Raw genomic sequence first — 23,736 nt, forward strand, 5'->3', positions numbered from 1 at the left:
GTTCATCCATGTGACGGTTCGCCATGACCACCGAGACCTTTGAGAGCCGCCCTTTCGAGGCCGATGTTTCCCGTCTGCTGCACATGATGGTGCATTCGGTCTATTCCGACCGCGACGTGTTCCTGCGGGAGCTGATCTCCAACGCCGCCGATGCCTGCGAGAAGCTGCGCTACGAGGCGATCACCCAGCCGGAGCTGCTCGGCACCGATCCCGTCCTCGCCATCACCCTCTCGGCCGATCCGGAGGCCGGCGTTCTCACCGTCGCCGATAACGGCATCGGCATGAGCCGCGACGAGCTGATCGACGCGCTCGGCACCATAGCCCGCTCCGGCACGCGCAGCTTCATGGACCGCATCGCCGAGGCGGAGGGTAAGGAAGGCGCCAAGGAAGGCACCCAGCTGATCGGCCAGTTCGGCGTCGGCTTCTATTCCGCCTTCATGGTCGCGGCGAAGGTGGATGTGGTCAGTCGCCGCGCCGGCAGCGCGGAAGCCTGGCGGTGGTCCTCCGACGGCAAGGGCGCTTTCACCGTCGCACCCGTGGCGCTGGACGAAGCCCCGGCGCGCGGCACGACGGTCACGCTCCATCTCGCCGACGACGCCAAGACCTATGCCGAGCGCTGGACGCTGGAGCGCATCGTCAAGGAGCAGTCCGGCCATGTGCCGGTGCCGATCCGCTTCATCGAGAAGCCCGGCGCGGAAGCTGCCGCCCTCTCCGACGGCGCGGCGCTATGGACGCGCCCTCGCTCCGAGATTTCGACGCAGGACTACACCGATTTCTACCGCAGCGTCGCCGGCCAGTATGACGAGCCGGCGCTGACCGTGCATTTCCGCGCCGAGGGCCGGCATGAATACACCGCCCTCGCCTTCGTGCCCGGCGCGCGGCCCTTCGACCTGTTCGACGCCGACCGCCAGGGCCGCATCAAACTCTATGTGAAGCGGGTCTTCATCACCGACGATGCCGAGCTGCTGCCGCGCTATCTGCGCTTCGTACGCGGCGTGGTCGACAGCGCCGACCTGCCGCTCAACGTCTCGCGCGAGATGATTCAGGACAGCCCGTTGCTCGGCGCCATCAAGAAGGGCGTGACCAACCGGGTGATCTCGGAGCTTGCCAAGCTCGCCGACACCGATGCCGAGGCGTTCGGCAAGGTGTGGGAGAATTTCGGCGCGGTGATCAAGGAAGGGCTCTATGAGGATTTCGAGCGCCGCGAGCAGCTGCTGAACCTCGCCCGCTTCAAGACCACCGCCTCCGGCGAGGGCACGCGCAGCCTGAAGGAGTATGCCGCCGGCCTGAAGGAGAACCAGACCGCGATCTACTACATCGCCGGCGACGACGCGGCGCGCATCGCCCACTCGCCGCATCTCGAAGGCTTTCGCGCGCGCGGCATCGAGGTGCTGCTGCTGGCCGATCCCGTCGACGCCTTCTGGGTAGCCAATGGGCTCGACTATGAGGGCAAGCCGTTCAAGTCGATCACACAGGGCGCCGCCGATCTCGGCCTGATCCCGCTCCTCGACACGCAGGCCGCGCCGGCCGACACGGCAAGCGAGGAGGTGACGTCCCTCATCGCCGCGCTGAAGGCGGAGCTGGGCGAGGAGGTCGCCGATGTGCGTCCCTCCGACCGCCTGACCGACAGTGCGGTGTGCCTCGTCGCCTCGGAGAGCGGACCGGACCGGCAATATGAGCGCTTCCTTGCCGCGTCCGGGCGCCTCGGCAGCGCGGCCAAGCCGATCCTGGAAATCAACCCGCGCCACGCCATGATTGTCGGTCTCGCCGGCAGCACGGACGCCGCCACGCGGGCGGATGCCGCGCATCTGCTGCTCGACACTGCGCGCGTGCTCGATGGCGAACGGCCGGGCGATGCCGCCGCCTTCTCGGAACGGCTGTTCCGGCTGCTGGCGCGCGGCCTCGGCACGGCCTAACCGTCGTTACTGCCCCGACCATCGCTTCCGGCTAGGCTGGGACATCGAATCGAGAGAGCCATGTCCCGCCGCACCGGAAGCGCCGACCTTCCTCTTCATACCGGCCGGGTTCCGCCCTGGCTGGCGGAGCGGATGACCCTTCTCGGCGCGGTCATCAGCGAGGCGATCGTCCATCACTATGGCCGCGACGAGCTGCTGCGGCGGCTCGCGCACCCGTTCTGGTTCCAGTCCTTCGGCGCCGTCATGGGCATGGACTGGCACTCCTCCGGCATCACCACCAGCGTCATCGGGGCGCTCAAGCGCGGCCTGCAGCCGCTCGCCGGCGAGCTGGGCATCCATGTCTGTGGCGGGCGCGGCCGGCATTCACGCCAGACGCCGCAGGAGTTGATGACTGTGGGCGAACGCACAGGCTGCGACGGCGAGGCACTGGGAAAGGCGAGCCGCCTCGTCGCCAAGATCGACAGCGCCGCCGTGCAGGACGGTTTCGACCTCTATCTGCACGGGTTCATCGTCACCGATGACGGGCATTGGGTGGTGGTGCAACAGGGGATGAACGACGCGTCCCGGCAGGCACGGCGCTATCACTGGCTCTCGGAGGGGCTGCAGAGTTTTCTCGACGACCCGCATGCCGCCGTCGACGGCCCACCGCAGGGCGACATCGTCAACCTCGCCGATGCCCGCGCCGCACGCTCGCGCAGCGGCCAGCTGGACCTGCTGGAGAGCCTCGGCCCCGACGGCATCGCCCGCGCTTACGCGGGTCTCGACGGGGCGGCAGCGCCAACCGCGCCCGCCAGCGCCCAGCTGGAGCTGCCGCACCTTGTGCTTCCGGCCCATCACGAGGTGCGCGCCAAGGACGTGGTGCTGCCGCGCCTGCAGGCGGCACTCGCGGCGGCGGCGGATCGCGGGCCGGAGGATTTCACCGACCTGCTGCTGGTGCCGGGCGTCGGCGCCCGCACGGTGGAAGCGCTCGCTCTGGTGGCGGAAGTGGTGCACGGGGCGCCGTGCCGCTTCTCCGATCCCGCGCGCTTTTCCTATGCCCATGGCGGCAAGGACCGGCATCCCTTTCCGGTGCCGCTGAAGGTCTATGACCACACCATCGCGGTGATGAAGGCAGCGGTGCGCAAGGCCAAGCTCGGCCAGTCGGAAGAGCTTGCCGCGATCCGCCGGCTGGACGACCAGGCGCGCCAGATCGAGCGCGTCGCCGGCGGGCGCGACTGGGACGCCATCGTCGCGGACGAACTTCACGCCTCGCCGCGCTATGGCGGGCGCAGCGTGTTCGGCGCGGAGGATGAACGCCGCGCCGCGCCCGGCGCCGCTTCCCTCAGAACTTCAGCGAGAACTGGGCGGTGAAGGCGTTCTGCGAGGCGTCGCCGGCGAGCTGGCCGGCATAGGTGGCGCCGATCTGCGCATTGGCCGAGAGCGCGTAGCTCAGCCCCGCCTCCAGCAGCAGCGCGTCCTCCGCCACCGGCACGCCGGACACGGTGAACGGCGTCAACCCACCGGCGAACTGCATGGTCGAGCTCGGCGTCACATCGCCAAAGGCATGCTGCCAGCCCAGCGTCGCATAGGGGGTCAGCGTGCGCCCGCCCACCTCCACCGTGGTCGCCAGCCGCACGCCGAGCGTCGAGTAGAACGTGCTCATCTCGTCGGTCGAGACGGACAGCGCCGCTGCCCCGCCCTCTTCGCCCAGCGAAGCCCCCGACACATTGACATAGGCGAGGCCGAGGAACGGCTCGAAGGCGATGGAGCCCACGTCCAGGTCATAGCCGATCTCGCCGAAGACCTGCGCCGTGCCGGTCGTGTCGCTGCCCTTCAGCGACTCGGCAAAGCCCGGGAACACCACCGAGCGCGACATAGAGAGGTCGTGCCAGGTGTAGGCGGCGCCGCCGCGCAGCGCCACCGCGCCGAACTGCGCCCCGGCATAGAGGCCGAGATCGTAATTATTCGCCGAGCCGGACGAGGAACGCCCGTCGACATCGAAGGTCGAGCGGCTATAGCCGCCGAACAGGCCGGCGCGGGCATTCTCCGCCACCGACACATCCGCGCCCATGAGGAAGCCGCCAATGGTGTTGGAGATGCTGGCGGCGTTGCCATTGGACCAGCTGTTGCCCCAGCCGCCATAGCCCTGCGCCCACAGGTTCGGCGTGTAGCCCTCGGCCAGTTGCGCCTTCACCGGGCCGGGACCATAGGCGAGCGGGGAGACGCCCGGCGCGGTCAGCGCCTGGCGCAGCCGCCCGCTCACCGCGTCGCGGACATAGATCGACTGCTGCTGCAGCACGCTGCTCACCGAGGCATAGGCCTCGCCCGAGAGGGCGTCGAAGGCGGCGGGCGCGGCGTTCTCAGGCAGCAGCAGCAGCGCGTCATAGATCGCATTGCCGCCCCCCAGCGTCTGCGCCGCCGTGGCGGTGCTGAACTGGTTCTTCGTCAGCGCGTAGTCGGCGAAGGACACGCCGTTATAGTGCAGCAGCAGGTAGATGTTGTTGGTGTCGGACTCGAGCGCGGCGTCGAGGAAGGCGTAGTTCTCGGTCACGCTGCCGAAATTGCCGGTGACGCCACCCGTCGCGGTCAGGATGGCGTATTTGGTGTCCACCTCATATTTGCCGGGCACGGCCACGACCTCGACCGTCGCGCCGCTGTCGATGGTCGCCGCTCCGCTGGCGATGATGAGATCGTGCGCGCCCGCCGGCGTCACATCCACGCGGTAGGTGGAGCCCTTCTCGAAGGAAATGGTCGTCGCGTTCAGCGTCCCGGGGGAATTGCCGGGAGCCGCCGTGCCGCCGTCATGGATGATGAGGGCATTGACCGTGCCATTGCCGGCGATGATGCCGCCGTCAAAGGCTTCGACGCTGGAGGCGAGGGCGAGCTCACTGCCCGTCAGCTTCAGAGTGGCGTTGCTGACCGACACAAACCCCTGAAAGACGTCGGACCCAGGAACAGAGGTGCCGGCATAGGTGTAGGTGCCGCCGCCCATGAAGCTGAGGGCGGTGCCTGCGGCGCCCTTGATGTTGTTGGTGATGGTGTAGGTGTCGGAGCGGTTGAAGGTGAGGGTGCCGGACCCGGTGATATCGATCTCGCCCGCCACCGAGCCGGTGGTGCCGCCGGCGCCGATCATGGCGAAGCCGGAGATGGAGGTGGTGCCGGTATAGGTGTTGTCGCCGCTGAGGGTGACGGTGCCGTTGGTGCCGGTGATGACCAGCCCGCCGCCCTCGCCGCTGATGACGCCGGCGAAGTTGGACGAACTTCCTTCCACCTGGATCGTGAGGTTCTTTTGGCCGAGGATCACCTGGCTGTCGGCCTCGGTGCTGTTCAGGCTCTTGAGTGTGGCCCCATTGGTGGTGGCGTAGATTGAGAGCAACGCGGCCTTGCCGAGCGTTAGGCTGCTGGCGTTCGCAAGGCTGCCGTCGCCGACAAGCCCCAACGCACCCGCTGAGACGGTGACGGCGCCGGTATAGCCCTTATTACCGGTTGTCAGCGTCAGCACGCCGTCGCCGGCCTTGGTCAGAGCCCCGGAGCCGTCGAGGCCTAAAACAAGAGTCAACGTCTTATCTTTCGCAACGGAAAGGCTACCGCCATTCGAGCCGACGGTGATGACGCGCAAGGCGCTTAAGGTTTCGGTCGCCAGCAACGTGCCGCCGTTCAGCGTCACGCCAACGAACCCATAGCCGAGATTATTGTCGGCGCTGATCGAGAGCGTGCCCTCACTGATGGTCCAGGGGGTGGTGCTGGCGGAGAGGTCGCCGGTCAGCGTCCAGGTCGAGGTGCCGGTCTTGGAAAGGGCGCTGAAGCCGTCCGCCAGGGGGCCAAGCTTCGCAGCGTCGATGGTGCCGTTGTCGCTGCCGCCGAGGGCGAGCGTATCGGTCTGGCCGGAATGCGTGATGCCGCCGGTAAGGGTCGCCAGATTGCCGTTAGCATCCGCGCGCAGCTCGAGCGTATTGACGCCATTGCCGAAGCTAAGCGCCGCGGTACGGGTGACGCCATCCCCGCCGAGGCCGCCCTGCACCGTGGCGGTGCCTTCGAGCACCACCCAGATATTGCTGCCGGTGATGCCGACGCCGCCGGCGCCATCGGCCACATTTCCTGTACCGACACCGCCGGCACCGCCGGAAACCGTGACCCCACTCGCCACGGTGATGAGGGAATTCATCGCGAGAATGCCTGCCCCGCCCGCGCCGCTGGTGCCGAAGGAGTTGGCGACCCCGCCGGTGCCGCCGGTGACATCGGCATTGACGTTGATGATGGCGACGCCGGGCGTCGAATCCACATTGCCGGCAAAGATGCCGATGCCGCCCTCGCCGCCGGTGATTGTCGAACCGCTGGACACCGCGCCACCCGTGCCGCCGACAAGGGCGGAATTCACATTGACGGTCAGCGGTGCCGCTTGCTGGTATGTGAGGATGTAGATCCCCATGCCACCCTGGCCACCGACCGACGGCTCACCGATGGCTGAGCCACCGGTGCCTGCCGTCACCGTGCCCTCGATCGTCACAGTCGTGGGGCCGGCCGACGCGGAGCTGAGCACCAGGCCCGCTCCGCCCGTGCCGCCGACCGAACCGTTGCCGCCGCCGGTGCCGCCGACGCCGCCCGTGGCGGAGGCGGTGGAGCCAAAGGTGACATCGGCGCCCGCATCGGTCGTCAAAATAGTAAGGCCGGCGCCGCCACCGCCGCCGCTGCCGCCCGGGAGGCCCGAGCCACCCGCGCCGCCGGCACCGCCGACGAAATCCGCGCCGATCGTGCTGGACCCGGCTCCCGACGTCACCGATCCGCCATAGCCGCCGCCGCCACCGCCGCCGCCCACGCCGCCAGCGGCGCCAGCACCGCCGGCGCCGCCGGTAAAGGTCAGGGTCGAATCGGTCACGCCCGATACGGCGCCGGCATAGCCATGGGCGCCGCCGCCGCCGCCGCCGGCCGTGCTGCCGCTGCTTCCGGCTGCACCATTGGCACCGGGGCCGCTGCCGCCGGCCCCGCCCGCACCGCCGCTATTGCCGCCACTGCCGCCCGCGCCGCCCGTTGCGCCCGCGCCGCCGCCGCCGCCGGCCTCTGACCCCGTGCTGCCGCTAGTGCCCGCAGTACCCGTGCCATTAGACGAGTTTGCAGCGCCGCCAGCGATGTTGCCGCCGCCCGTGCCGCCCCTGCCCGGCAAGGTCAGGTCCAGGGCCTGCGCAGAGCCGGCGACCATCATGGCGGCTGAGGCCAGCAGCAGGCGCCGCAGCGCGCGCGAGGAAACCTTGGGCAAGGGGAGAAGCATGCGGACCGCCTGATTCAAAAATCGATGTAAAGAACCCGGTATGATGGTAGAGCTTGAACGTCAACATTTGCGCTCATTCTCGCCATATTTCCGTATCGTGTGCGATCTTCCTGCAACGAATACCGCTGGGGCAGTGTTTGCCTGCGGTTTAACCGGCCAGGTCAGCGCTCTCAAAAGTTGAGTTTCCTCGGCGCCGGCCCGCCCGTCGATGTGCACGTGCCTCAAAACGGGCGATCTCCGGCGAACGTGCGGTGGTTCACGGTTGGAGGCGACGCGGCGGGTGCCGGCCTTTCCCGTCAGACGCTGATTCGGCTCCAGCGCGCCCCGCCTCGGGGGCTTCTGGCTGATCCGGACCCCACCGCCCGGCGTAAAGCCTGCGATGTCCAACGCACGCACCCTGTCCCCCGCGCAACGACCCACCCTCCTCGTGGCCTGGCTGCTGGCCGGGGCCGGCACCCTGCCCTTTCTCGCCGGCGCCGCCGATCTCCTCCTGCGCAATGGGGAATGGCTCGGCGCGGTGCAGATCTATGGCGCCGTCATCGCGTCCTTCGTCTGCGGCATTCACTGGGGCGCGGCGCTGTTCGCGGCCGAGGGGCTGGCGCTGCGGCTATTCCTCATCAGCAACATCGCCGCCCTGCTCGGCTGGGCGGCGGCGCTGCTGCCGGCCGGGCCGGGCTTTCTGCTGCTCGCCGTGCTCTTCACCGCTCTCCTGCTCGTCGACCGTCGTCTGTGGCGGGCGGGGCTCTGGCCGCTGTGGTTCTGGCGCCTGCGGTGCGTCATCACCGCCCTGGTGGTCGGCGCCTGTCTGGTCATCGGGGCGGTGGCATGAGCGCGCGCGCCACACCCAGCCCCACCGTCACCGTCTGGTACGATTCCGCCTGCCCGCTGTGCCGGCGCGAGATCGCCCTGATGCGGCGGCTCGACCGGCGCGGGCGTATCGCCTTCATTGATCTCGACACCGCCGCTACCTGCCCCACCGATCGCGCGACGATGCTGGCGCGGCTGCACGCCCGCGAAGATGGCGAGTTGCGTTCTGGCGCCGCCGCCTTCGCTGCCATGTGGCGGCAGATTCCGCTGCTGCGGCCGCTCGGCCTCGCGGCGCGGCATCCATGGGTGCTCGCTATGCTGGAGCGCGCCTATCTCGGCTTCCTGCGGCTTCGCCCACGGCTGCAAAGCCTCGCCCGGCGGCTGGAAGGCGCGCCCCGGTGAGCCGCGCGGTGGTGATCGGCGCCTCCGGCGGCATCGGCGCGGCACTGATGCAGGCGTTGCGGGAACAGGTGGCGTTCGAGGCCGTCATCGGCCTGTCGCGCCGCTCAACGCCCGCGCTCGACCTGTGCGCGGAAGCCTCCATCGCGCAGGCGGCGTCGCAAGTGGCGGCGCTCGGGCCGCCGACCCTTGTCATCGACGCCACCGGCCTGCTGTCTGACGCGACGCTGCAACCGGAAAAGGCGCTGAAGGCGCTGGACCCGGCGGCGATGGCGCGCGCCTTCGCCATCAACGCCATCGGGCCGGCGCTGCTGATGAAGCACTTCCTGCCGCTGCTGCCGCGCGACGCGCCCGCCGTGTTCGCGACGCTGTCGGCCAAGGTCGGCAGCATCGGCGATAACCGGCTGGGCGGCTGGTACAGCTATCGCGCCTCCAAGGCGGCGCTGAACCAGCTTGTGCGCACCGCCGCGATCGAGCTGGCGCGCACCCATCGGCAGGCAGTGTGCGTCGCCCTTCATCCGGGAACGGTGGAGACGCCGCTGTCGCGCCCCTTCGCCAAAGTGGGGCTGCAGCCGCTGACGCCTGAGACGGCGGCGCGGGAGCTTCTCGCCGGGCTGGCACGGCTGGCACCTGCCGATAGCGGCGGCTTCTTCGACCGCCACGGCGCGCCCCTGCCCTTCTGAGCCCACCCCCGGCCCGCGCGGCCGCAGGAGACGACGACGCCATGGCGCGCATGCGCAAGAAGGCCGACCTGCCGACCAAGCCGTGCCGCGCCTGCGGCCGGCCCTTCGCCTGGCGGCGCAAATGGGCGCGTGACTGGGAGCGGGTGCTCTACTGCTCCGACCGCTGCCGCGCCGCCGGCACCATTAGCGGCGCGAAGGAGGATCGCGCATGAGCGGGCATCTGCGCTTCGTGCTCGGCGACCAGCTGACCCGAGAGGTCTCCTCGCTCGTCGATCTCGACCCCGCCCGCGACATCGTGCTGATGGTCGAGGTCGAGGCCGAAGCCCGCTATGTCCCGCATCACAAGCAGAAGATCGCCTTCCTGCTGGCCGCCATGCGCCATTTCGCGCAGGCGCTGCGCGCGGAGGGCATACGGGTCGACTATGTCCGGCTCGATGAGGCGGACAACACGCAGAGCTTCACCGGGGAACTCGCCCGCGCGGTCGAACGCCACGCTCCCGCCTCGGTGATCGTCACCGAGCCCGGCGAATGGCGGGTGCGGGAGATGATGGCGGACTGGGCCGAGACCCTGCCGGTGCCGGTGCATATCCGCGAGGATGACCGCTTCTTCTGCTCGCACGCCGCATTCGCCGCGCTGGGCCGGGCGCGCAAGACCGGGCGGATGGAGTTCTTCTATCGCGAGATGCGCCGGCGCACCGGCCGTCTCATGCGGGGCGACGCGCCGGAAGGCGGCCAGTGGAACTTCGACCCGGAAAACCGCCGGGCGCTGCCGCGCGGCCTCCGTGTCCCACCGCGCCAGCGCTTTACCCCGGACGCGCTCACGCGCGCGGTGATGGACCTCGTTGCCCAGCGCTTCGGCGGGCATTTCGGCGATCTCGAACCTTTCGGCTGGGCGGTGACGCGGACGGACGCGCTGCGAGCACTCGACCATTTCATCGAGGACACGCTGCCCGGCTTCGGCGACTATCAGGACGCGATGAAGGCGGGCGAGGACTTCCTGTTCCACAGCCTGATCTCGCCCTATCTCAATTGCGGCCTGCTCACCGCGCGCGAGGTCTGCGCCCGCGCGGAGGCGGCCTTTCGCAGCGGCGCGGCGCCGATCAACGCGGTGGAAGGCTTCATCCGCCAGATCCTCGGCTGGCGCGAATTCGTGCGCGGCCTCTATTGGGCGGAAATGCCGGCCTATGCCGGCAGCAACCATCTGGGCGCCACACGCGACCTGCCGGCGCTGTACTGGACCGGCGAGACGCCGATGCGCTGCATGGCCGAATGCATCGGCGCCACCCGCCGCCATGCCTATGCCCACCATATCCAGCGGCTGATGGTGACCGGCAATTTCGCGCTGCTCGCCGGGGTGGCGCCGGCGCAGATCGAGGAATGGTATCTCGCCGTCTATGCCGACGCCTTTGAATGGGTGGAACTGCCCAATGTGCATGGCATGGTGATGCATGCCGATGGCGGGCGGCTGGGCTCCAAACCCTATGCCGCCTCCGGCGCCTATATCGACCGCATGTCGGATTACTGCAGCGGCTGCACCTTCGACCCCAGGATCAAGCGCGGCCCGGGCGCCTGCCCGTTCAACTATCTCTACTGGAACTTCCTCATCACCAACGAGACGGTGCTTTCGCCCAATCCGCGCCTCGCCATGCCCTACCGCACGCTGGCGCGCATGCCGGCGACGCAGCGCACCGAGATCGTCGCCGACGCCACAGCCTTTCTCGATAGCCTGCCGTGAACAGGCGCGGCGGTGCCTGCGGCGTCAGTCGTCGAGGTGCAGATAGGTGGCGTCGAAATCGGCGACGGCGCACAGGCGGTCCCAGTCGAGGATGGTCAGCCGCTTGTTGCTAAGCTGGATCAGCTTCTCCGCCCGCAGCTTCTGCAGTGTCCGGTTGACATGAACGACGGAAATGCCGGCGGCGTCGCCGAGTTCGGCCTGGGTCATCGGCCATTCGCAGGAATTCTGCTCGGTCAGGCCGACGGCGTTGAGGCGGAGGAACAGTTCGCAGAACAGATGCGCGAGCCGCGCATCGGCGCTGCGCTGCCCGACGGTCGCCACCCATTCGCGGTAGATCGCCGCGTCCACCAAGGTCGCCCGCCACAGCGCGGAGGCGAGGCGCGGAAGGTCGTTGCACAATTGCTGCAGGGCTTCGTGCGCCACCAGCGCCACCGTGCACGGCGTCACCGTGTCGAAGGCGATGTCCATCACCCTCAGATGCAGGCTCTGCAGGTCGGGAATATCGCCCGGCACATAGAAGGAGGCGATCTGCCGCCGCCCCTCGCCCAGATGCTTGGACGCGCAGATGAAGCCGTCGAGCAGCACGAAGCAGCGCTTGGGCCGGTCGCCCTCGCGCACCAGATGATGGCCGGCGCGGAAGGAGGCGATCTGCACCGGGAGCCGGCGCAGCACCTCCTGCTCCTCCGGCGTGAAGCGCCGCCCATAGTCGAGCTTGCGCAGCACGTGGTCGGAATTGGCGATCATTGTAGCTTCCACCATGCCGGGCGGAAGCTCCGCACTTTCAGCCATCGGCTCGCCCTCTACGCGGCAGAAGTCGGGTGAGCTATTACATAGGCTAATCGGGCGCGTTACCTAGGCCTCGCCGTCCCCCGGGCGCTGCCGGGTGCGGATGGTAATGGCGAGGACAACCGCGCCTGTGGCGTCGCGCACCGTCATCTCGAACTCGCCCGGCAGAGGAAGAGACCCGTCCAGATCCCGCAGGATTTCGCCCGTCGTCGCCACCGCCTGCCCCCATGCCGCGGCCTCATCGGGCAGGTCGACAAGCGCGGGAATGGTTTCTCCCGTCCAATGGAAGGCGAATGTCGGCACGGCGGACCCGCTCTCAACCTAGGGATATCTGGGGACGAACGCCGGGGTGGGGCGGGCGTTCCCGCTCGCATCCCGCCGCGTCGCCCCGTCTCGCCGCCGATTATCCTGTGTTAATGAGCCGCGCCGACGTTTCTGATCTTGGTGAAGGGTGACATTCGCCGATTCCGCGCTCGGGGCAGGCTCAACACAGGCGGGGTGATGCCAGGCTCGGAAGGCTTCCTGTTCGCACTGCCGTCAGACGCCGACGCCAGGTCAAAGCCACGCATAGCGCTCGGGGGCAATGGCAAAAGTACTGGTGCGCAGCGGTGCTCGGCCCTTGGCACGCGGCGCCGCACTTGCGATGGTTCGCGCGGCTCCCACCGGTTGCGATCATAAGCCCATGGCCTCGTCCCTCGGAATTGCAAAATCGCTCACCGGCATAACGGGCTTCGATGAGCTCACCCATGGCGGACTTCCCACCGGCCGGCCGGCGCTGGTGTGCGGCTCGGCCGGCTGTGGCAAGACGCTGTTCGCCTCGACCTTCCTGCTCAATGGCGCGCGCAGCTTCGGCGAGCCCGGGCTGTTCGTGACGTTCGAGGAGCGTCCCGCCGACATCGTCGACAATGTCGCCTCGCTCGGCTTCGACATGGGCGAACTGGTCGACGCGCAGAAAATCGCCTTCGAGCATATCGCCATCGACCCCTCGGAGTTCGCCGAGGCGGGCGAGTACGATCTCGAAGGGATTTTCCTGCGGCTGGAATTCGCCATCGACCAGATCGGCGCCCGCCGCGTGGTGCTCGACACCATCGAGAGCCTGTTCTCGGCCTTTTCCAATCCGGCCATCCTGCGCGCCGAAATCCGGCGGCTGTTCGACTGGCTGAAGGAAAAGGGCATGACCACGGTCATCACCGCCGAGCGCGGCGATGGCACGCTGACGCGCCAGGGGCTGGAGGAATATGTCTCGGACTGCGTGATCCTGCTCGATCACCGGGTGCAGAACCAGATTTCGACGCGGCGCATGCGCATCGTCAAATATCGCGGCACCGCGCATGGCACGAACGAATACCCGTTCCTGATCGATGAGGAAGGCTTCAGCGTCCTGCCCGTCTCCGCGCTGGGGCTGAACCACAAGGCGCTCGAGGAGCGCATCTCCAGCGGCATTCCCGATCTCGACGCCATGATGTCCGGCGGCGGCTTCCACCGCGGCTCGTCCATCCTGCTCTCCGGCGTCGCCGGCTCCGGCAAGTCCTCGGTGGCGGCGAGTTTCATCGATGCCACCTGCCGGGCCGGGCAGCGGGCAATCTATTTCTCCTTCGAGGAATCCGCCGATCAGGCGGTGCGCAACATGCGCTCGGTCGGCACGGATGTCGGCCACTGGCTGAACACCGGCAGCCTGAAATTCGTCGCCGCGCGGCCGACCTTCTACAGCCTCGAAATGCACCTCGCGGTGATGCTGCGCGAGATTCTCCGCTTCGGCCCGGCGACGGTGGTGCTCGACCCGATCTCCGCCTTCATGGAAAGCGGCGACAAATTCGAGGTGCAGGCCATGCTGCTGCGCATGGTCGATTTCCTGAAGAATCGCGGCATCACCGGCATCTTTACCCATCTCATGCATGGCCAGGACGGCACCGCCGCCACCGATGCCGGCCTGTCCTCGCTGATGGACGGCTGGATCCTGCTGCTCAACCGGGAGGCCGGCGGCGAGTTCAACCGCGAGCTTTACCTGCTCAAGGCGCGCGGCATGGCCCATTCCAACCAGGTGCGCGAATTCGTCATGACGGATAACGGCATCCGGCTGCTGCCGCCCTATCTCGGCGCCGACGGGGCCCTCACCGGCTCGGCCCGCAAGCAGGAAGAAGCCCGCGCCCGGCAGGACGAGATGCGGCGCCTGGCGGAAGTCGACCGGCTGCGCCAGCAGATCGAGCAGCGCCGCCGGCGCACTGCGGCGCAGATGGAAGCGCTGCGGGCCGATCTCGACGCCGACGAGGCGGACCTCAGCGCCCTGCTGCGGGCGGAAGAAGACTATCTGCGCTCACGCGCGGAAACCCAGGCTGCACTCATGGCAAGCCGCAAGGCCCAAGCGCGGGGAGATGTATCGACATGACCGAGGAACCGGCGCGCCCGCGCAAGCTTATTCTGTACGTCGCCGGCCAGACGCCCAAGTCGCTGGCGGCGATCTCCAATCTGCAACGCATCTGTGCCGAGAAGGCACCGGGCCGGTACGAGGTCGAGGTGGTGGACCTGAAGAAGAACCCGGAACTGGCCAAGGCGCACAGCATCGTCGCTATTCCCACCCTCGTGCGCGAACTCCCCGTACCGATCCGCAAGATCATCGGCGACCTCTCAGACGAGCAGAAGGTGTTGGTCCACTTAAGGATCGGCGACGAATGACCACGTCCCCGGACGACGCCAGCGCCGTCATCGCCGAACTGGAACGGCGTCTGGCGGAAGCCGAAGAGACCCTCGCCGCCATCCGCCTCGGCGAGGTGGACGCGCTGGTGGTGCGCGGGGCGCATGCGGACGAAATCTTCACGATTGAGGGCGAGGCCGGCTATCGCGACTTCATGGAGGCGATGGACCCCGGCGCGGTCGCGCTCGACAGCCATGGCCATGTGCTCTACGCCACCCAGCGTGTCGCCACGCTACTCGGCGTGCCGTTCGACCAGCTGCAGGGCCGCCATTTCAGCGAAACGCTGAGCACGGAGAACAGCGCCCGCTTCGAAGCCCTGCTCGCCGCCGCCGCCGCCGGACAGCCCGTGGCCGGCGCGCGCTTCGCCGGGCGCAGCGACAGCCATTTCGATATTTCCATCGGCGCGATGCGGATCGGCACCGTCTCCGGCTATGCGGTGACCTTCACCGATGTGACCGAGCGGGTGCGCACCGAAGTCGCGGAGCAGAACGAGCGCATCGCCCGCGCGGTCATCGCCTCGGCCAATGAGGCGGTGCTGGTGTGCGACCGCGCCGGCATCGTCACCCATGCCAATGCGGCGGCGGCGGGCGTGCATGATGGGGAACTGGTCGGTCACCGCTTCGCCGATGTCGTCACCCTGGTGTTTCCGGGCGCCACCGGGCTGATGCAGAGCGAGGACTTCATCGCCCTCGCGCTTTCCGGCACCCCGGTGCAGGGCATCGAGGCCGTGGCGCCGAACGCGCCGAAGGTGAAGGACTATCTGGTCAGCATCGCGCCGCTGCGCGTGGTCGGCGACCAGATCAGCGGCTGCGTCATCACCATGGTCGACCTCTCCCAGCGCAAGGCCGCCGAGCAGCAGCAATTGCTGCTGATGGCCGAGCTCGACCATCGGGTGAAGAACACGCTCGCCCTCGTGCAGTCGATCAGCAGCCGCACCCTCTCGGCCGAGGACACGCTGGAAGGTTACCAGGTCGCCTTTTCCGGCCGGCTGCAGGCGCTCGCCGCCACGCATAATCTGCTGGCGGTGCGGTCCTGGTCGAATCTGCAAATCGGCGATCTCTTGGCCGCCGAACTCGCGCCCTATCTCGATCACGGCGCCGATCGCATCGCGGCGGAAGGGTTGACCTTCTCCGTGGTGCCGCGCGCCGCCGTGGCGCTGGGGCTCATCCTGCACGAGCTCACCACCAATGCGGTGAAATATGGCGCCTTGTCGAACGATCAGGGCAAGGTGACGGTGTTCGCCGCCGAGCGCGCCTCGGAGGATGCGCCCTTCGTCATCGAATGGCGCGAGAGTGGTGGGCCTCCGGTCGGCGCACCGACGCGCCGGGGCTTCGGCCGCACGGTCATCAGCCACAGCCTGCGTTATTCCGCCACCGGCAGCGCCGAGCTGAATTTCGAGCCCGGCGGCGTCCGTTGCCGCATCGTAGTGCCGCACGAAGACGTGGTGATCTGACACCGCGCCGGGCCGGCGCGGCGTCCGTCCGCTGGCCTCACTTCCGCGCGGCGGCCGTCAGGCACAGGATCTCGAACAGAACCTGTGCGGCGATCTGCGCGGTGTTGCTGGTGGGGTCGTATTGCGGCGCCACCTCCACGACATCGCCGCCCACCACCTGAACACCGGACAGGCCGCGCAGAATGCCCAGCGCCTGCGCCGAGGTCAGCCCGCCGACCTCCGGCGTGCCGGTGCCGGGCGCGAAGGCGGGGTCCAGCGCATCGACATCGAAGCTGATATAGGTCGGGCCGTCGCCCACCACCTCGAGCGCCTTGGCGATCACCGCCCTTATGCCGAGATCGTCCACCTCCTCGGCATGGATGACGGTCATGCCCGAGGCGAAGGAGAACTCCCAGAGATATTCGGAATTGCCGCGAATGCCGATCTGGATGGTGCGGCGGGGATCGAGAACCCCGTCCAGCACCGCCTGCCGGAACGGCCCACCATGGTGGAACTTGCAGCCCTCGAACGAGCCGCCCGTGTCGCAATGGGCATCGATATGGATCATGCCCACCGGCCGCTCCCGCCCGACGGCACGCAGCAGCGGCAGGCCGATGGAATGATCGCCGCCGACCGACAGCGGCACCACCCCCGCCGCGACGAGACGCGCGACGAAGCGCTCAATGTCCTCGTGGCAGGTCGCGAGGTCGAAGCGGCTACGGAACGGCACGTCGCCGATATCGGCCACGCGCAGCCGCGCCGTCGGCACCGCTTTCAGCACATGCTCATAAGGGCCGACGCGTTCGACATTGCGCACCGCACGCGGGCCGAGCCGCGCACCGGAACGGTTGGTGACGCCGAGATCCATGGGGATGCCGAGCAGCGCCACGTCGAGATCGGCGAGGTTCGCCAGCGCCTCGGGCCGATACGGCGCCTTCAGCAGCGTGGGCACGCCGCAATAGGGCGCCGGCCGCTTGTCGCCGTCTTTGAACACGCCCTCCGCCACGGCGCGGAAGGCCGGGTCGAAGATGTCGGCGCCCGAGGCGGAGGCGTAACGCGCGCGCAGCTCGTCAAGATCGAGAATGGTCATGGTCCGGTCCCTCCCCTCAGATGCCGAGCGCGCAGCCATCCTTGCGTGGGTCCGAGCCGCCGGCCAGCGTGCCGTTCGCGCGGTCGATGCGGATCGCCTGCGCCCCGCCGACCGGGCGTCCCGAGGGCACGAGGCTGAAGCCGCGCCGGCGCAGTTCGGCGAGGGTCTCGGGGGCGAAGCTGTCTTCGACCTCGATGTCGTTGGTGCCGGGGATGGGGAAGAGGCGCGGCAGGTCGATGGCGGCCTGCAGGTCGAGCCCGAAATCCAGCACCTTGCTGATGAAATGCGCGTGGCCCATCGCCTGGTAATGGCCGCCCATCACGCCGAAGGGCATGAACGGCTTGCCGTCCTTCAGCACCATGCCGGGGATGATGGTGTGCATCGGCCGCTTGCGCGGGGCCAGCTCATTGGGGTGCCCGGCTTCCAGCACGAAGCTCTGGCCGCGATTGTGCAGCAGCACGCCTGAGCGCGGCGCCAGCAAACCGGCGCCATAAGGATGGAAGATTGAGTTGATGAAGCTCGCGCAGTTCCGGTCCTTGTCGACCACGCTGATATAGACCGTGTCGCGGTGCTCGCCGCCGGGGAAGGCGGGCATGTCGGCGAGCGCACGGTCGAGCCGGATGAGCCCGGCGAGTTCGTCCGCCAGCGCGTCGGACAGCAGATAGTCCACCGGCACGCCGGCCTGCGCCGGGTCGGCAAGGAAGCGGTCGCGCGCGGCATAGGCAAGGCGCGTCGCCTCGATCTCCACATGCAGCCGGTCCGCCGCCAGCGGGTCGCCCTCGGCGGGGAAGCGGGAGAGGATGTTGAGGATCATCAGCGCAATGATGCCCTGCCCGTTCGGCGGGCACTCATACACGTCGTGGCCACGGAAGCCGGTGTGGATCGGCTCCACATACGCGCCGGCCGCCGTGGCGAAGTCGTCGCGCGTGTGCAGCCCGCCGAGACCGTTGAGATAGGCGACGATGTCCGCCGCCACCGCGCCCTTGTAGAAACCGTCCCGCCCCTCGCGGGCGAGGATTTCCAGCGTATCGGCGAGTTCCGGCTGGCGGTGAACCTCGCCGGCGACCGGCGCGCGCCCCTCGGGCAGGAACACGCGCGCGGCATTGGCGTCGCCCGCCAGCAGCGCCGCCTCACGGCCCCAGTCATAGCTCACGCGCGGCGCCACGGCGTAGCCATGCCGGGCGAGGTGAATGGCGGGGGCCATCAGTTCCGCGAAGGGCAGCCGCCCATGGTCGGCATGCAGCCGGGTCCAGGCATCCACCGCCCCCGGCACGGTGACGGCGTGCGGCGACTGGCGGGGAATCTGGGTCAGCCCCTTGTCGCGCAGAAAGGCGGCGGTGAGCGCGGCGGGCGCACGGCCCGAGCCATTATAGGCGTGGACCTTGCCGTCCTCGCCGGCGAGCAGGGCGAAGCAGTCGCCGCCAATGCCAGTGGAGCCTGGCTCGACCACGCATTGCACGGCGCAGGCGGCGATGGCCGCGTCCAACGCGTTGCCGCCGGCCTTGAGGATATCGGTCGCCGCCAGCGTCGCCGCGGGATGGGAGGTCGCCGCCATCGCCTCGCGGGCATAGACGGTCGAGCGGCCGGGCTTCTGGAAATCACGCATGGTCCTCGTCTCCCTCACGCCATCAGGCCGGCGCTGCGCGCCCAGTCGCGCGTGTCGTCCAGCGCCCGCTCGATGCGCTGCATCAGTTCGTCGATCTCGCCCTCGGTGATGATCAGCGGCGGGCAGAGGCTCAGCGTGTCGTTCATGCCGCGGGTGATGACGCCGTGGTTCTGGGCGAAGCGCGCCGCCTGGCTTGCCACCAGCAGGCTGGGGTCGAAGGCGGTGGTCTTGTCGGGCGAGAGTTCCAGCCCCGCCACCAGCCCGACGCCGCGCGCCTCGCTGACCAGCGGATGGTTGCCGAGCCGCGCCACATGCGCCTGGAAGCGTGGCGCGACCGCGCGCACATGGTCGAGAATGCGGTCGTCCTCGTAGATGCGCAGCGCCTCCAGCGCCACGGCGGCCGCGACCGGGTGGCCGGAATAGGTGTAGCCATGGCCGAACGTGCCGATCTTCTCGCTCTCGGCGACGATCGCGGCGTAGATCTTTTCGCTGATCATCAGCGCCGAGATCGGCAGGTAGGAGGCGGAAAGCTGCTTGGCCAGCGTGATCATGTCGGGCTTGAGCCCATAGGTCTCGGTGCCGAACATGTTGCCGGTGCGGGCGAAGCCGCAGATCACCTCATCGGCCACCAGCAGCACGTCATATTTCTTCAGCACCGCCTGGATTTTCTCGAAATAGGTCTTCGGCGGAACGACCACGCCGCCCGACACCATCACCGGCTCGGCGAAGAAGGCGGCGACCGTCTCCGGCCCCTCGCGCAGGATCAGCGCTTCCAGCTCGTCCGCGCAGCGGCTGGCGAAGGCTTCCTCGCTCTCGCCCGGCTCGGCGTGGCGGCGGTAATGCGGGCACATTGTGTGCAGGATGCCCGGCAGCGGCAGGTCGAAATCGCGATGCGCATAGGGCAGCCCGGTGAGGCTGCCGGAGGCGACGGTGACGCCGTGATAGCCGCGCAGCCGCGAGATGATCTTCTTCTTCTGCGGCCGGCCGAGCGCGTTGTTGTAGTACCAGATCAGCTTGACGGCGGTGTCGTTGGCCTCCGAGCCGGAATTGGCGAAGAACACCTTCGACATCGGCACCGGCGCCATGGCGATCAGCCGCTCGGCGAGCGCGATGCCCGGCTCCGTCGCCTTGTGGCCGAACGCATGGTAGAAAGGCATCGTCTTCATCTGGCGATAGGCCGCTTCCGCCAGCCGGTGCTCGCTGAAGCCGAGCGAGGCGCTGAACAGCCCCGCCAGTCCCTCGATATAGCGCTGCCCGCTGGCATCGGTGACATAGACGCCCTCCCCGCCGGTCAGCACCAGCGGTCCCTCGGTCTGGTGCTTGGCGGCGTTGGTGTAGGGGTGGAGGTGATAAGCGATATCACGCGCTTCGAGCGAATTCGGACGGATGGTCACGGCAACCTCTTGGGTTGGGGCACGGGCCGGCGGGCAGCCGGTCTTAACGCTGGGCGGAAATGAACTGGCGGAAGCGCTCGGAGCGCGGCGCGGCGAAGACCTCGGCCGGCGCGCCGTCCTCCTCCACCGCGCCCTGATGCAGGAACAGCACGCGGGAGGAGACATCGCGGGCAAAGCCCATCTCATGGGTGACGACGAGCATGGTGCGGCCCTCGTCGGCCAGCGCCCGCATCACCCGCAGCACCTCGCCCACCAGTTCGGGATCGAGCGCGGAGGTCGGCTCGTCGAACAGCAGGACCTGCGGGTTCATCGCCAGCGCCCGGGCGATCGCCGCCCGCTGCTGCTGCCCGCCGGAGAGATGGGCGGGGTAGTAGTGCCGGCGCTCGGCGATGCCGACCTTGGCGAGCAGCGCTTCCGCCTCGGCGACGCAGTCGGCGCGCGGGCGACCCAGCACATGGACGGGCGCCTCGATGATGTTCTCCAGCACCGTCATGTGCGACCAGAGATTGAAGTTCTGGAACACCATGCCGACCGAGCGCCGCAGCCGCTCCACCCGGCGGTGGTCGATCTTCGCCGGGCGGCCGGCCGCGTCGCGCCCGAAGCGCAGCGTCTCGCCGGCGGCGGCGAGCGTGCCGGCATCGGGTGTTTCCAGCAGGTTGAGGCAGCGCAGCAGCGTCGACTTGCCGGAGCCGGACGAACCGAGGATCGACACCACGTCGCCCTCACGCGCCGTCAGCGAAATGCCCTTGAGCACTTCCAGGCTGCCAAAGCTCTTGTGCAGATCATGGACGGCGATGGCGTCCGGCCGGGCGGACGCGACGGCGGCGCACGGCGTGGAGGATTGCGGGGCGGAGGATTGCGGGGCGGTCATGCCGCTTCTCCCTTCAGCGTCGCGGAACGCGCGGCCGGCGGCGGGCGCAGATGCGGCGACAGGCGGTGTTCGAGCCACGCCAGGGCGCGGGTGATGGCGAAGTTGAGGATGAGGTAGATCGCCCCGGCGCAGATGAAGACCTCGATGGCGCGGTAGGTCTGCGAGATGATCTGATGGGCGATGCCGGTGACTTCCAGCAGTGTGACGATGGAGGCGAGCGAGGTGCCCTTCACCATCAGGATGATCTCGTTGCCATAGGCCGGCAGCGCCTGCCGGAAGGCGAGCGGCAGCACGATGCGCCGGTAGAGCAGCCCGCGCGACATGCCGCAGGCCAGCGCCGCCTCGATCTGCCCGGCCGGCACGGATTGCAGCCCGCCGCGCAGGATTTCCGCGCCATAGGCCGCGGTGTTTAGGGTAAGCGCCAGGATCACGCACCAATAGGGCTCGCGAAACAGCCACCACACACCCATCGCCTGCAGCGAGGGCCGGAACTGGCCGAGGCCGTAATAGATGAGGAAGATCTGCACCAGCAGCGGCGTGCCGCGAAACAGCGCGACATAGCCGCGAAGCGGCAGCACGACGAGGGGGGAAGCCTCGTGCAGCGCAATGGCCAGCACCACCGCGAGAACGAAGCCGATCGACAGCGAGATGCCGGCGAGTTGCAGCGTCAATGGCACGCCGCCGAGCAGCCGGAGGAAGACGTCCTGAAAGAAGGCGATGTCCATCAGGCCCTCCTCACGCCGCGCAGGCTGCGCTTTTCGGCGCGGCGGATAAGGGCGCCGCTGATGAAGGTGATGACGAGATAGAGCACGGCGGCGGCGATGTAGAACACGAAGGGCTGGCGGGTGGAGCCGGCGCCGATCTGCGACTGGCGCATCAGCTCCACCAGCCCGATCACCGAGAGCAGCGCGGAATCCTTCAGGATCAGCTGCCAGACATTGCCGAGCCCCGGAATGGCGTAGCGCAGCAGCTGCGGCAGGATGATCCGGCGCAGCATCAGCGGCCCGGGCATGGCCAGGGCGCGCGCGGCCTCGATCTGCCCGGCGGGAATGGCGAGCAAGGCGCCGCGATAGACCTCGGCCTGGTAGGCGCCGGAGATGATGGCGAGCGCCAGCACGCCGGTGGCGAAGGTCGGCAGGCCGACAAAGCCCTGCGCGCCGAAGAACCGCCCGACCGCCGTCAGCAGCGAACTGCCGCCGAAATACAGCAGGTAGATCGTCAACAGATCCGGCACGCCGCGAAACAGCGTGCAATAGGCATCGGCGGTGCCGCGCGCGAGCCGGCCGCCCTTGAGGCGGGCAAAGGCGGCGATGCCGCCGAACAGCGCGCCGAGCAGGACGCCGGAGGCCGAGAGCAGCACGGTCATGCCGGCGGCGGTCAGCAGCGCAGGTCCCCATCCCTGGGCACTGAAGCCGAGCAGGGAGACGAAAGCGGGCAGGTCCATCGGGTGCTCCGAAAGCCGGACGGCCCCCGCCTCAGCGACGGGGGCCGCGCCTCGTCACTGGGGAGGGGTGACGTCGGACTTCAGCCACTGCTCCGACAGCCGCTTGATGGTGCCGTCGGCGATCGCCTCGCCGATGGCGGCGTTGAACTGGTCGCGCAGCGCGGTGTCGGTCTTGCGGAAGCCGGCGCCGGTGCCACGGCCGAACACGCCGCCGAGGAAGCCGGGGCCGGCGATCTCGAACTCGGCATATTCCGGCTTGGCGAGGGTGGCGGCCAGCGAGGTCTGCTGGGCGAACAGCCCATCGACGCGGCCGGCGGCGAGGTCGAGGTCGTGCTGCTCGGTGGTCTTGTACTCGCGGATGTCGACCACGCCGTCGAAATACTTCTTCAGGAACTGCTGGTTGGTGGTGGCGGCCTGCACGCCGATGGTCTGCCCCTTCACCAGCGGCTTGATCTTGTCGATGGTGGCCTGCGCCTCGCCTTCCTTGTTCAGGTCGAACTTGCCGCCGAGGCCGGACTTGGCCAGCGCGCTGGTCTTTGCGACGGCGAAGCTGGAGGGGTCGATGGCGTAGGGACGGGAGAAGTCGATCACTTCCAGGCGCTTGTCGGTGATGAACATGGAGGCCATGATCACGTCGAACTTGCCCACCGTCAGCGCGGGAATGAGCCCGTCCCAGTCCTGGATGACGATGGTGCACTCGATCTTCATCCGCGCGCACAGATCCTTGGCGAGATCGACCTCGAAGCCCGCCGCCTTGCCGTCGGGACCGGTGAAGTTCCACGGCGCATAGGCGCCTTCGGTGGCGATGGTGATCGCCTTGGGCGCGGTCTGCGCCTGCGCGCCGGTGACGGCCGCCAGGCTGAGCGCGGAAGCGGCCAGCCATTTGAAGATGTGTCGCATAATCTTCCCTCTTTCAGGTTTTGCGATGTGCTGGAAAGGCTCGCCCCGTTTCAGCCGCCCCCGCGCGTTTCAAGCGCGAAGCCGGTCAGGGTCGGGGCTGTTGTTAGAATGTGTTCGCTCATCAGCGCCTCGGCGGCGGCGGCATCGCCGGCGCGCAGGCTGTCGATGATGGCCTGATGCTCCTCGCGCGCGGTCAGCGGCTTGGCGGCGTGATGAAACCAGATGCGCAGATAGGGCTCGATGGTCACATGCAGCGACGCGATCTGGCGCAGCAGCTTCGGCCGGTTGGCGAAGGAGCAGATATATTCGTGAAACTCGCGGTGGCGGGCAACCCAATCCTGCCCGCCATCGCCGGAACGCTCCATGCGGTCGAGCAGCCGGTCGAGTTCGGCGAAGGCGTCGGCATCGAGCCGCGGTACGGCGAGCCGCACCGCCAGCCCTTCCAGCACCGAGCGCATCTCGAACACCTCGAAGATCTCCTCCACCGTTAGCCCGGCGACCACGCAGCCGCGATTGGGGCGGATCAGCACCAGCCCCTCCGTCGCCAGCCGGCGGAACGCCTCGCGCACCGGCATGCGGCTCATGCCGATCTCGGTGGCGATCTCCTCTGGAATCAGCCGCTCACCCGCCTTGAAGCGGGCGGTGCGGATGCCGGCGAGGATGAAGCGATAGGCTTCGCCTTCAGCGGTGCTGGTCGTCGCCATGGAAGAGAAGCCAGTCATTCCGCGCCCGTTTG

General features: G+C 68.5%; 21 protein-coding genes. 10 read left to right on the forward strand and 11 right to left on the reverse strand.

The features are described from left to right. The first annotated feature begins 23 nt into the window (after nucleotides 1-23). Together htpG and ACP2AH_RS02760 are read left to right on the forward strand one after the other, a co-directional pair. Entirely contained in the window at nucleotides 24-1,916 is a 1,893-nt protein-coding gene (htpG, locus tag ACP2AH_RS02755; protein ID WP_425104390.1) for a molecular chaperone HtpG, read from the forward strand. Between the two features lie 60 nt (nucleotides 1,917-1,976). After that, nucleotides 1,977-3,266 (forward strand): DUF763 domain-containing protein, encoded by a 1,290-nt coding sequence (locus tag ACP2AH_RS02760; protein ID WP_425104391.1) that lies wholly within the window; start codon nucleotides 1,977-1,979, stop codon nucleotides 3,264-3,266. On the opposite strand, the gene ACP2AH_RS02765 is transcribed toward ACP2AH_RS02760, so the two are convergent. Continuing rightward, nucleotides 3,238-7,161, reverse strand: coding sequence for an autotransporter domain-containing protein (locus ACP2AH_RS02765; RefSeq protein WP_425104392.1), 3,924 nt, complete (start codon nucleotides 7,159-7,161; stop codon nucleotides 3,238-3,240). The genes ACP2AH_RS02760 and ACP2AH_RS02765 overlap by 29 nt on opposite strands. A 379-nt stretch (nucleotides 7,162-7,540) precedes the next feature. On the opposite strand from ACP2AH_RS02765, the gene ACP2AH_RS02770 reads away from it, so the two are divergent. The 5 genes from ACP2AH_RS02770 to ACP2AH_RS02790 are packed head-to-tail and all read left to right on the forward strand — an operon-like array spanning nucleotide 7,541 to nucleotide 10,785. Beyond that, on the forward strand, nucleotides 7,541-7,990 hold the full coding sequence (locus ACP2AH_RS02770) for a DUF3429 domain-containing protein (RefSeq protein WP_425104393.1): 450 nt from the start codon (nucleotides 7,541-7,543) through the stop codon (nucleotides 7,988-7,990). Further along, nucleotides 7,987-8,370, forward strand: coding sequence for a thiol-disulfide oxidoreductase DCC family protein (locus ACP2AH_RS02775; protein WP_425104394.1), 384 nt, complete (start codon nucleotides 7,987-7,989; stop codon nucleotides 8,368-8,370). Before ACP2AH_RS02770 ends, ACP2AH_RS02775 begins: the two co-directional genes overlap by 4 nt. An 8-nt stretch (nucleotides 8,371-8,378) precedes the next feature. Then, nucleotides 8,379-9,050, forward strand: coding sequence for an SDR family NAD(P)-dependent oxidoreductase (locus ACP2AH_RS02780; protein ID WP_425104715.1), 672 nt, complete (start codon nucleotides 8,379-8,381; stop codon nucleotides 9,048-9,050). A gap of 41 nt (nucleotides 9,051-9,091) precedes the next feature. After that, a complete protein-coding gene (locus ACP2AH_RS02785; RefSeq protein WP_425104395.1) occupies nucleotides 9,092-9,262 on the forward strand; it encodes a DUF2256 domain-containing protein in 171 nt (56 codons plus the stop codon). Then, the gene (locus tag ACP2AH_RS02790; protein ID WP_425104396.1) at nucleotides 9,259-10,785 is read left to right on the forward strand and encodes a cryptochrome/photolyase family protein; all 1,527 of its coding nucleotides are present in this window, start codon (nucleotides 9,259-9,261) and stop codon (nucleotides 10,783-10,785) included. Before ACP2AH_RS02785 ends, ACP2AH_RS02790 begins: the two co-directional genes overlap by 4 nt. A 24-nt stretch (nucleotides 10,786-10,809) precedes the next feature. On the opposite strand, the gene ACP2AH_RS02795 is transcribed toward ACP2AH_RS02790, so the two are convergent. Next, entirely contained in the window at nucleotides 10,810-11,574 is a 765-nt protein-coding gene (locus ACP2AH_RS02795; protein ID WP_425104397.1) for a Crp/Fnr family transcriptional regulator, read from the reverse strand. A gap of 63 nt (nucleotides 11,575-11,637) precedes the next feature. Continuing rightward, nucleotides 11,638-11,874, reverse strand: coding sequence for a DUF6894 family protein (locus tag ACP2AH_RS02800; RefSeq protein ID WP_425104398.1), 237 nt, complete (start codon nucleotides 11,872-11,874; stop codon nucleotides 11,638-11,640). A gap of 379 nt (nucleotides 11,875-12,253) precedes the next feature. On the opposite strand from ACP2AH_RS02800, the gene kaiC reads away from it, so the two are divergent. The 3 genes from kaiC to ACP2AH_RS02815 are packed head-to-tail and all read left to right on the forward strand — an operon-like array spanning nucleotide 12,254 to nucleotide 15,716. Further along, nucleotides 12,254-13,957 (forward strand): circadian clock protein KaiC, encoded by a 1,704-nt coding sequence (gene kaiC, locus ACP2AH_RS02805; protein ID WP_425104399.1) that lies wholly within the window; start codon nucleotides 12,254-12,256, stop codon nucleotides 13,955-13,957. Further along, on the forward strand, nucleotides 13,954-14,244 hold the full coding sequence (locus tag ACP2AH_RS02810; RefSeq protein WP_421697342.1) for a circadian clock KaiB family protein: 291 nt from the start codon (nucleotides 13,954-13,956) through the stop codon (nucleotides 14,242-14,244). The genes kaiC and ACP2AH_RS02810 overlap by 4 nt, the downstream gene beginning before the upstream one ends. After that, nucleotides 14,241-15,716 (forward strand): HWE histidine kinase domain-containing protein, encoded by a 1,476-nt coding sequence (locus ACP2AH_RS02815; protein WP_425104400.1) that lies wholly within the window; start codon nucleotides 14,241-14,243, stop codon nucleotides 15,714-15,716. Before ACP2AH_RS02810 ends, ACP2AH_RS02815 begins: the two co-directional genes overlap by 4 nt. Before the next feature lie 37 nt (nucleotides 15,717-15,753). On the opposite strand, the gene speB is transcribed toward ACP2AH_RS02815, so the two are convergent. From speB to ACP2AH_RS02855, 8 genes are read right to left on the reverse strand one after another with little or no spacing between them, the layout of a single operon-like run. Then, nucleotides 15,754-16,785 carry an agmatinase gene (gene speB, locus ACP2AH_RS02820; protein WP_425104401.1) on the reverse strand — a complete coding sequence of 344 codons (1,032 nt, stop codon included), beginning with the start codon at nucleotides 16,783-16,785 and terminating at the stop codon, nucleotides 15,754-15,756. A 16-nt stretch (nucleotides 16,786-16,801) separates the two neighbouring features. Next, nucleotides 16,802-18,391, reverse strand: coding sequence for a gamma-glutamyltransferase (gene ggt / locus ACP2AH_RS02825; RefSeq protein ID WP_425104402.1), 1,590 nt, complete (start codon nucleotides 18,389-18,391; stop codon nucleotides 16,802-16,804). Nucleotides 18,392-18,405: 14 nt separating this feature from the next. Beyond that, nucleotides 18,406-19,785: an aspartate aminotransferase family protein gene (locus tag ACP2AH_RS02830; protein ID WP_425104403.1), complete on the reverse strand. Its 1,380-nt coding sequence runs from the start codon at nucleotides 19,783-19,785 to the stop codon at nucleotides 18,406-18,408. Between the two features lie 43 nt (nucleotides 19,786-19,828). After that, a complete protein-coding gene (locus ACP2AH_RS02835; protein ID WP_425104404.1) occupies nucleotides 19,829-20,656 on the reverse strand; it encodes an ABC transporter ATP-binding protein in 828 nt (275 codons plus the stop codon). After that, the gene (locus ACP2AH_RS02840; protein WP_425104716.1) at nucleotides 20,653-21,384 is read right to left on the reverse strand and encodes an ABC transporter permease; all 732 of its coding nucleotides are present in this window, start codon (nucleotides 21,382-21,384) and stop codon (nucleotides 20,653-20,655) included. Before ACP2AH_RS02840 ends, ACP2AH_RS02835 begins: the two co-directional genes overlap by 4 nt. Further along, the gene (locus ACP2AH_RS02845) at nucleotides 21,381-22,100 is read right to left on the reverse strand and encodes an ABC transporter permease (RefSeq protein WP_425104405.1); all 720 of its coding nucleotides are present in this window, start codon (nucleotides 22,098-22,100) and stop codon (nucleotides 21,381-21,383) included. Before ACP2AH_RS02845 ends, ACP2AH_RS02840 begins: the two co-directional genes overlap by 4 nt. Before the next feature lie 54 nt (nucleotides 22,101-22,154). Next, nucleotides 22,155-23,000, reverse strand: coding sequence for a transporter substrate-binding domain-containing protein (locus tag ACP2AH_RS02850; RefSeq protein ID WP_425104406.1), 846 nt, complete (start codon nucleotides 22,998-23,000; stop codon nucleotides 22,155-22,157). Nucleotides 23,001-23,050: 50 nt separating this feature from the next. Beyond that, nucleotides 23,051-23,722: a GntR family transcriptional regulator gene (locus ACP2AH_RS02855; RefSeq protein ID WP_244377159.1), complete on the reverse strand. Its 672-nt coding sequence runs from the start codon at nucleotides 23,720-23,722 to the stop codon at nucleotides 23,051-23,053. Nucleotides 23,723-23,736: the final 14 nt, after the last annotated feature.

Source organism: Ancylobacter sp. (assembly GCF_965249975.1).
In the GTDB taxonomy this organism is placed as follows: domain Bacteria; phylum Pseudomonadota; class Alphaproteobacteria; order Rhizobiales; family Xanthobacteraceae; genus Ancylobacter.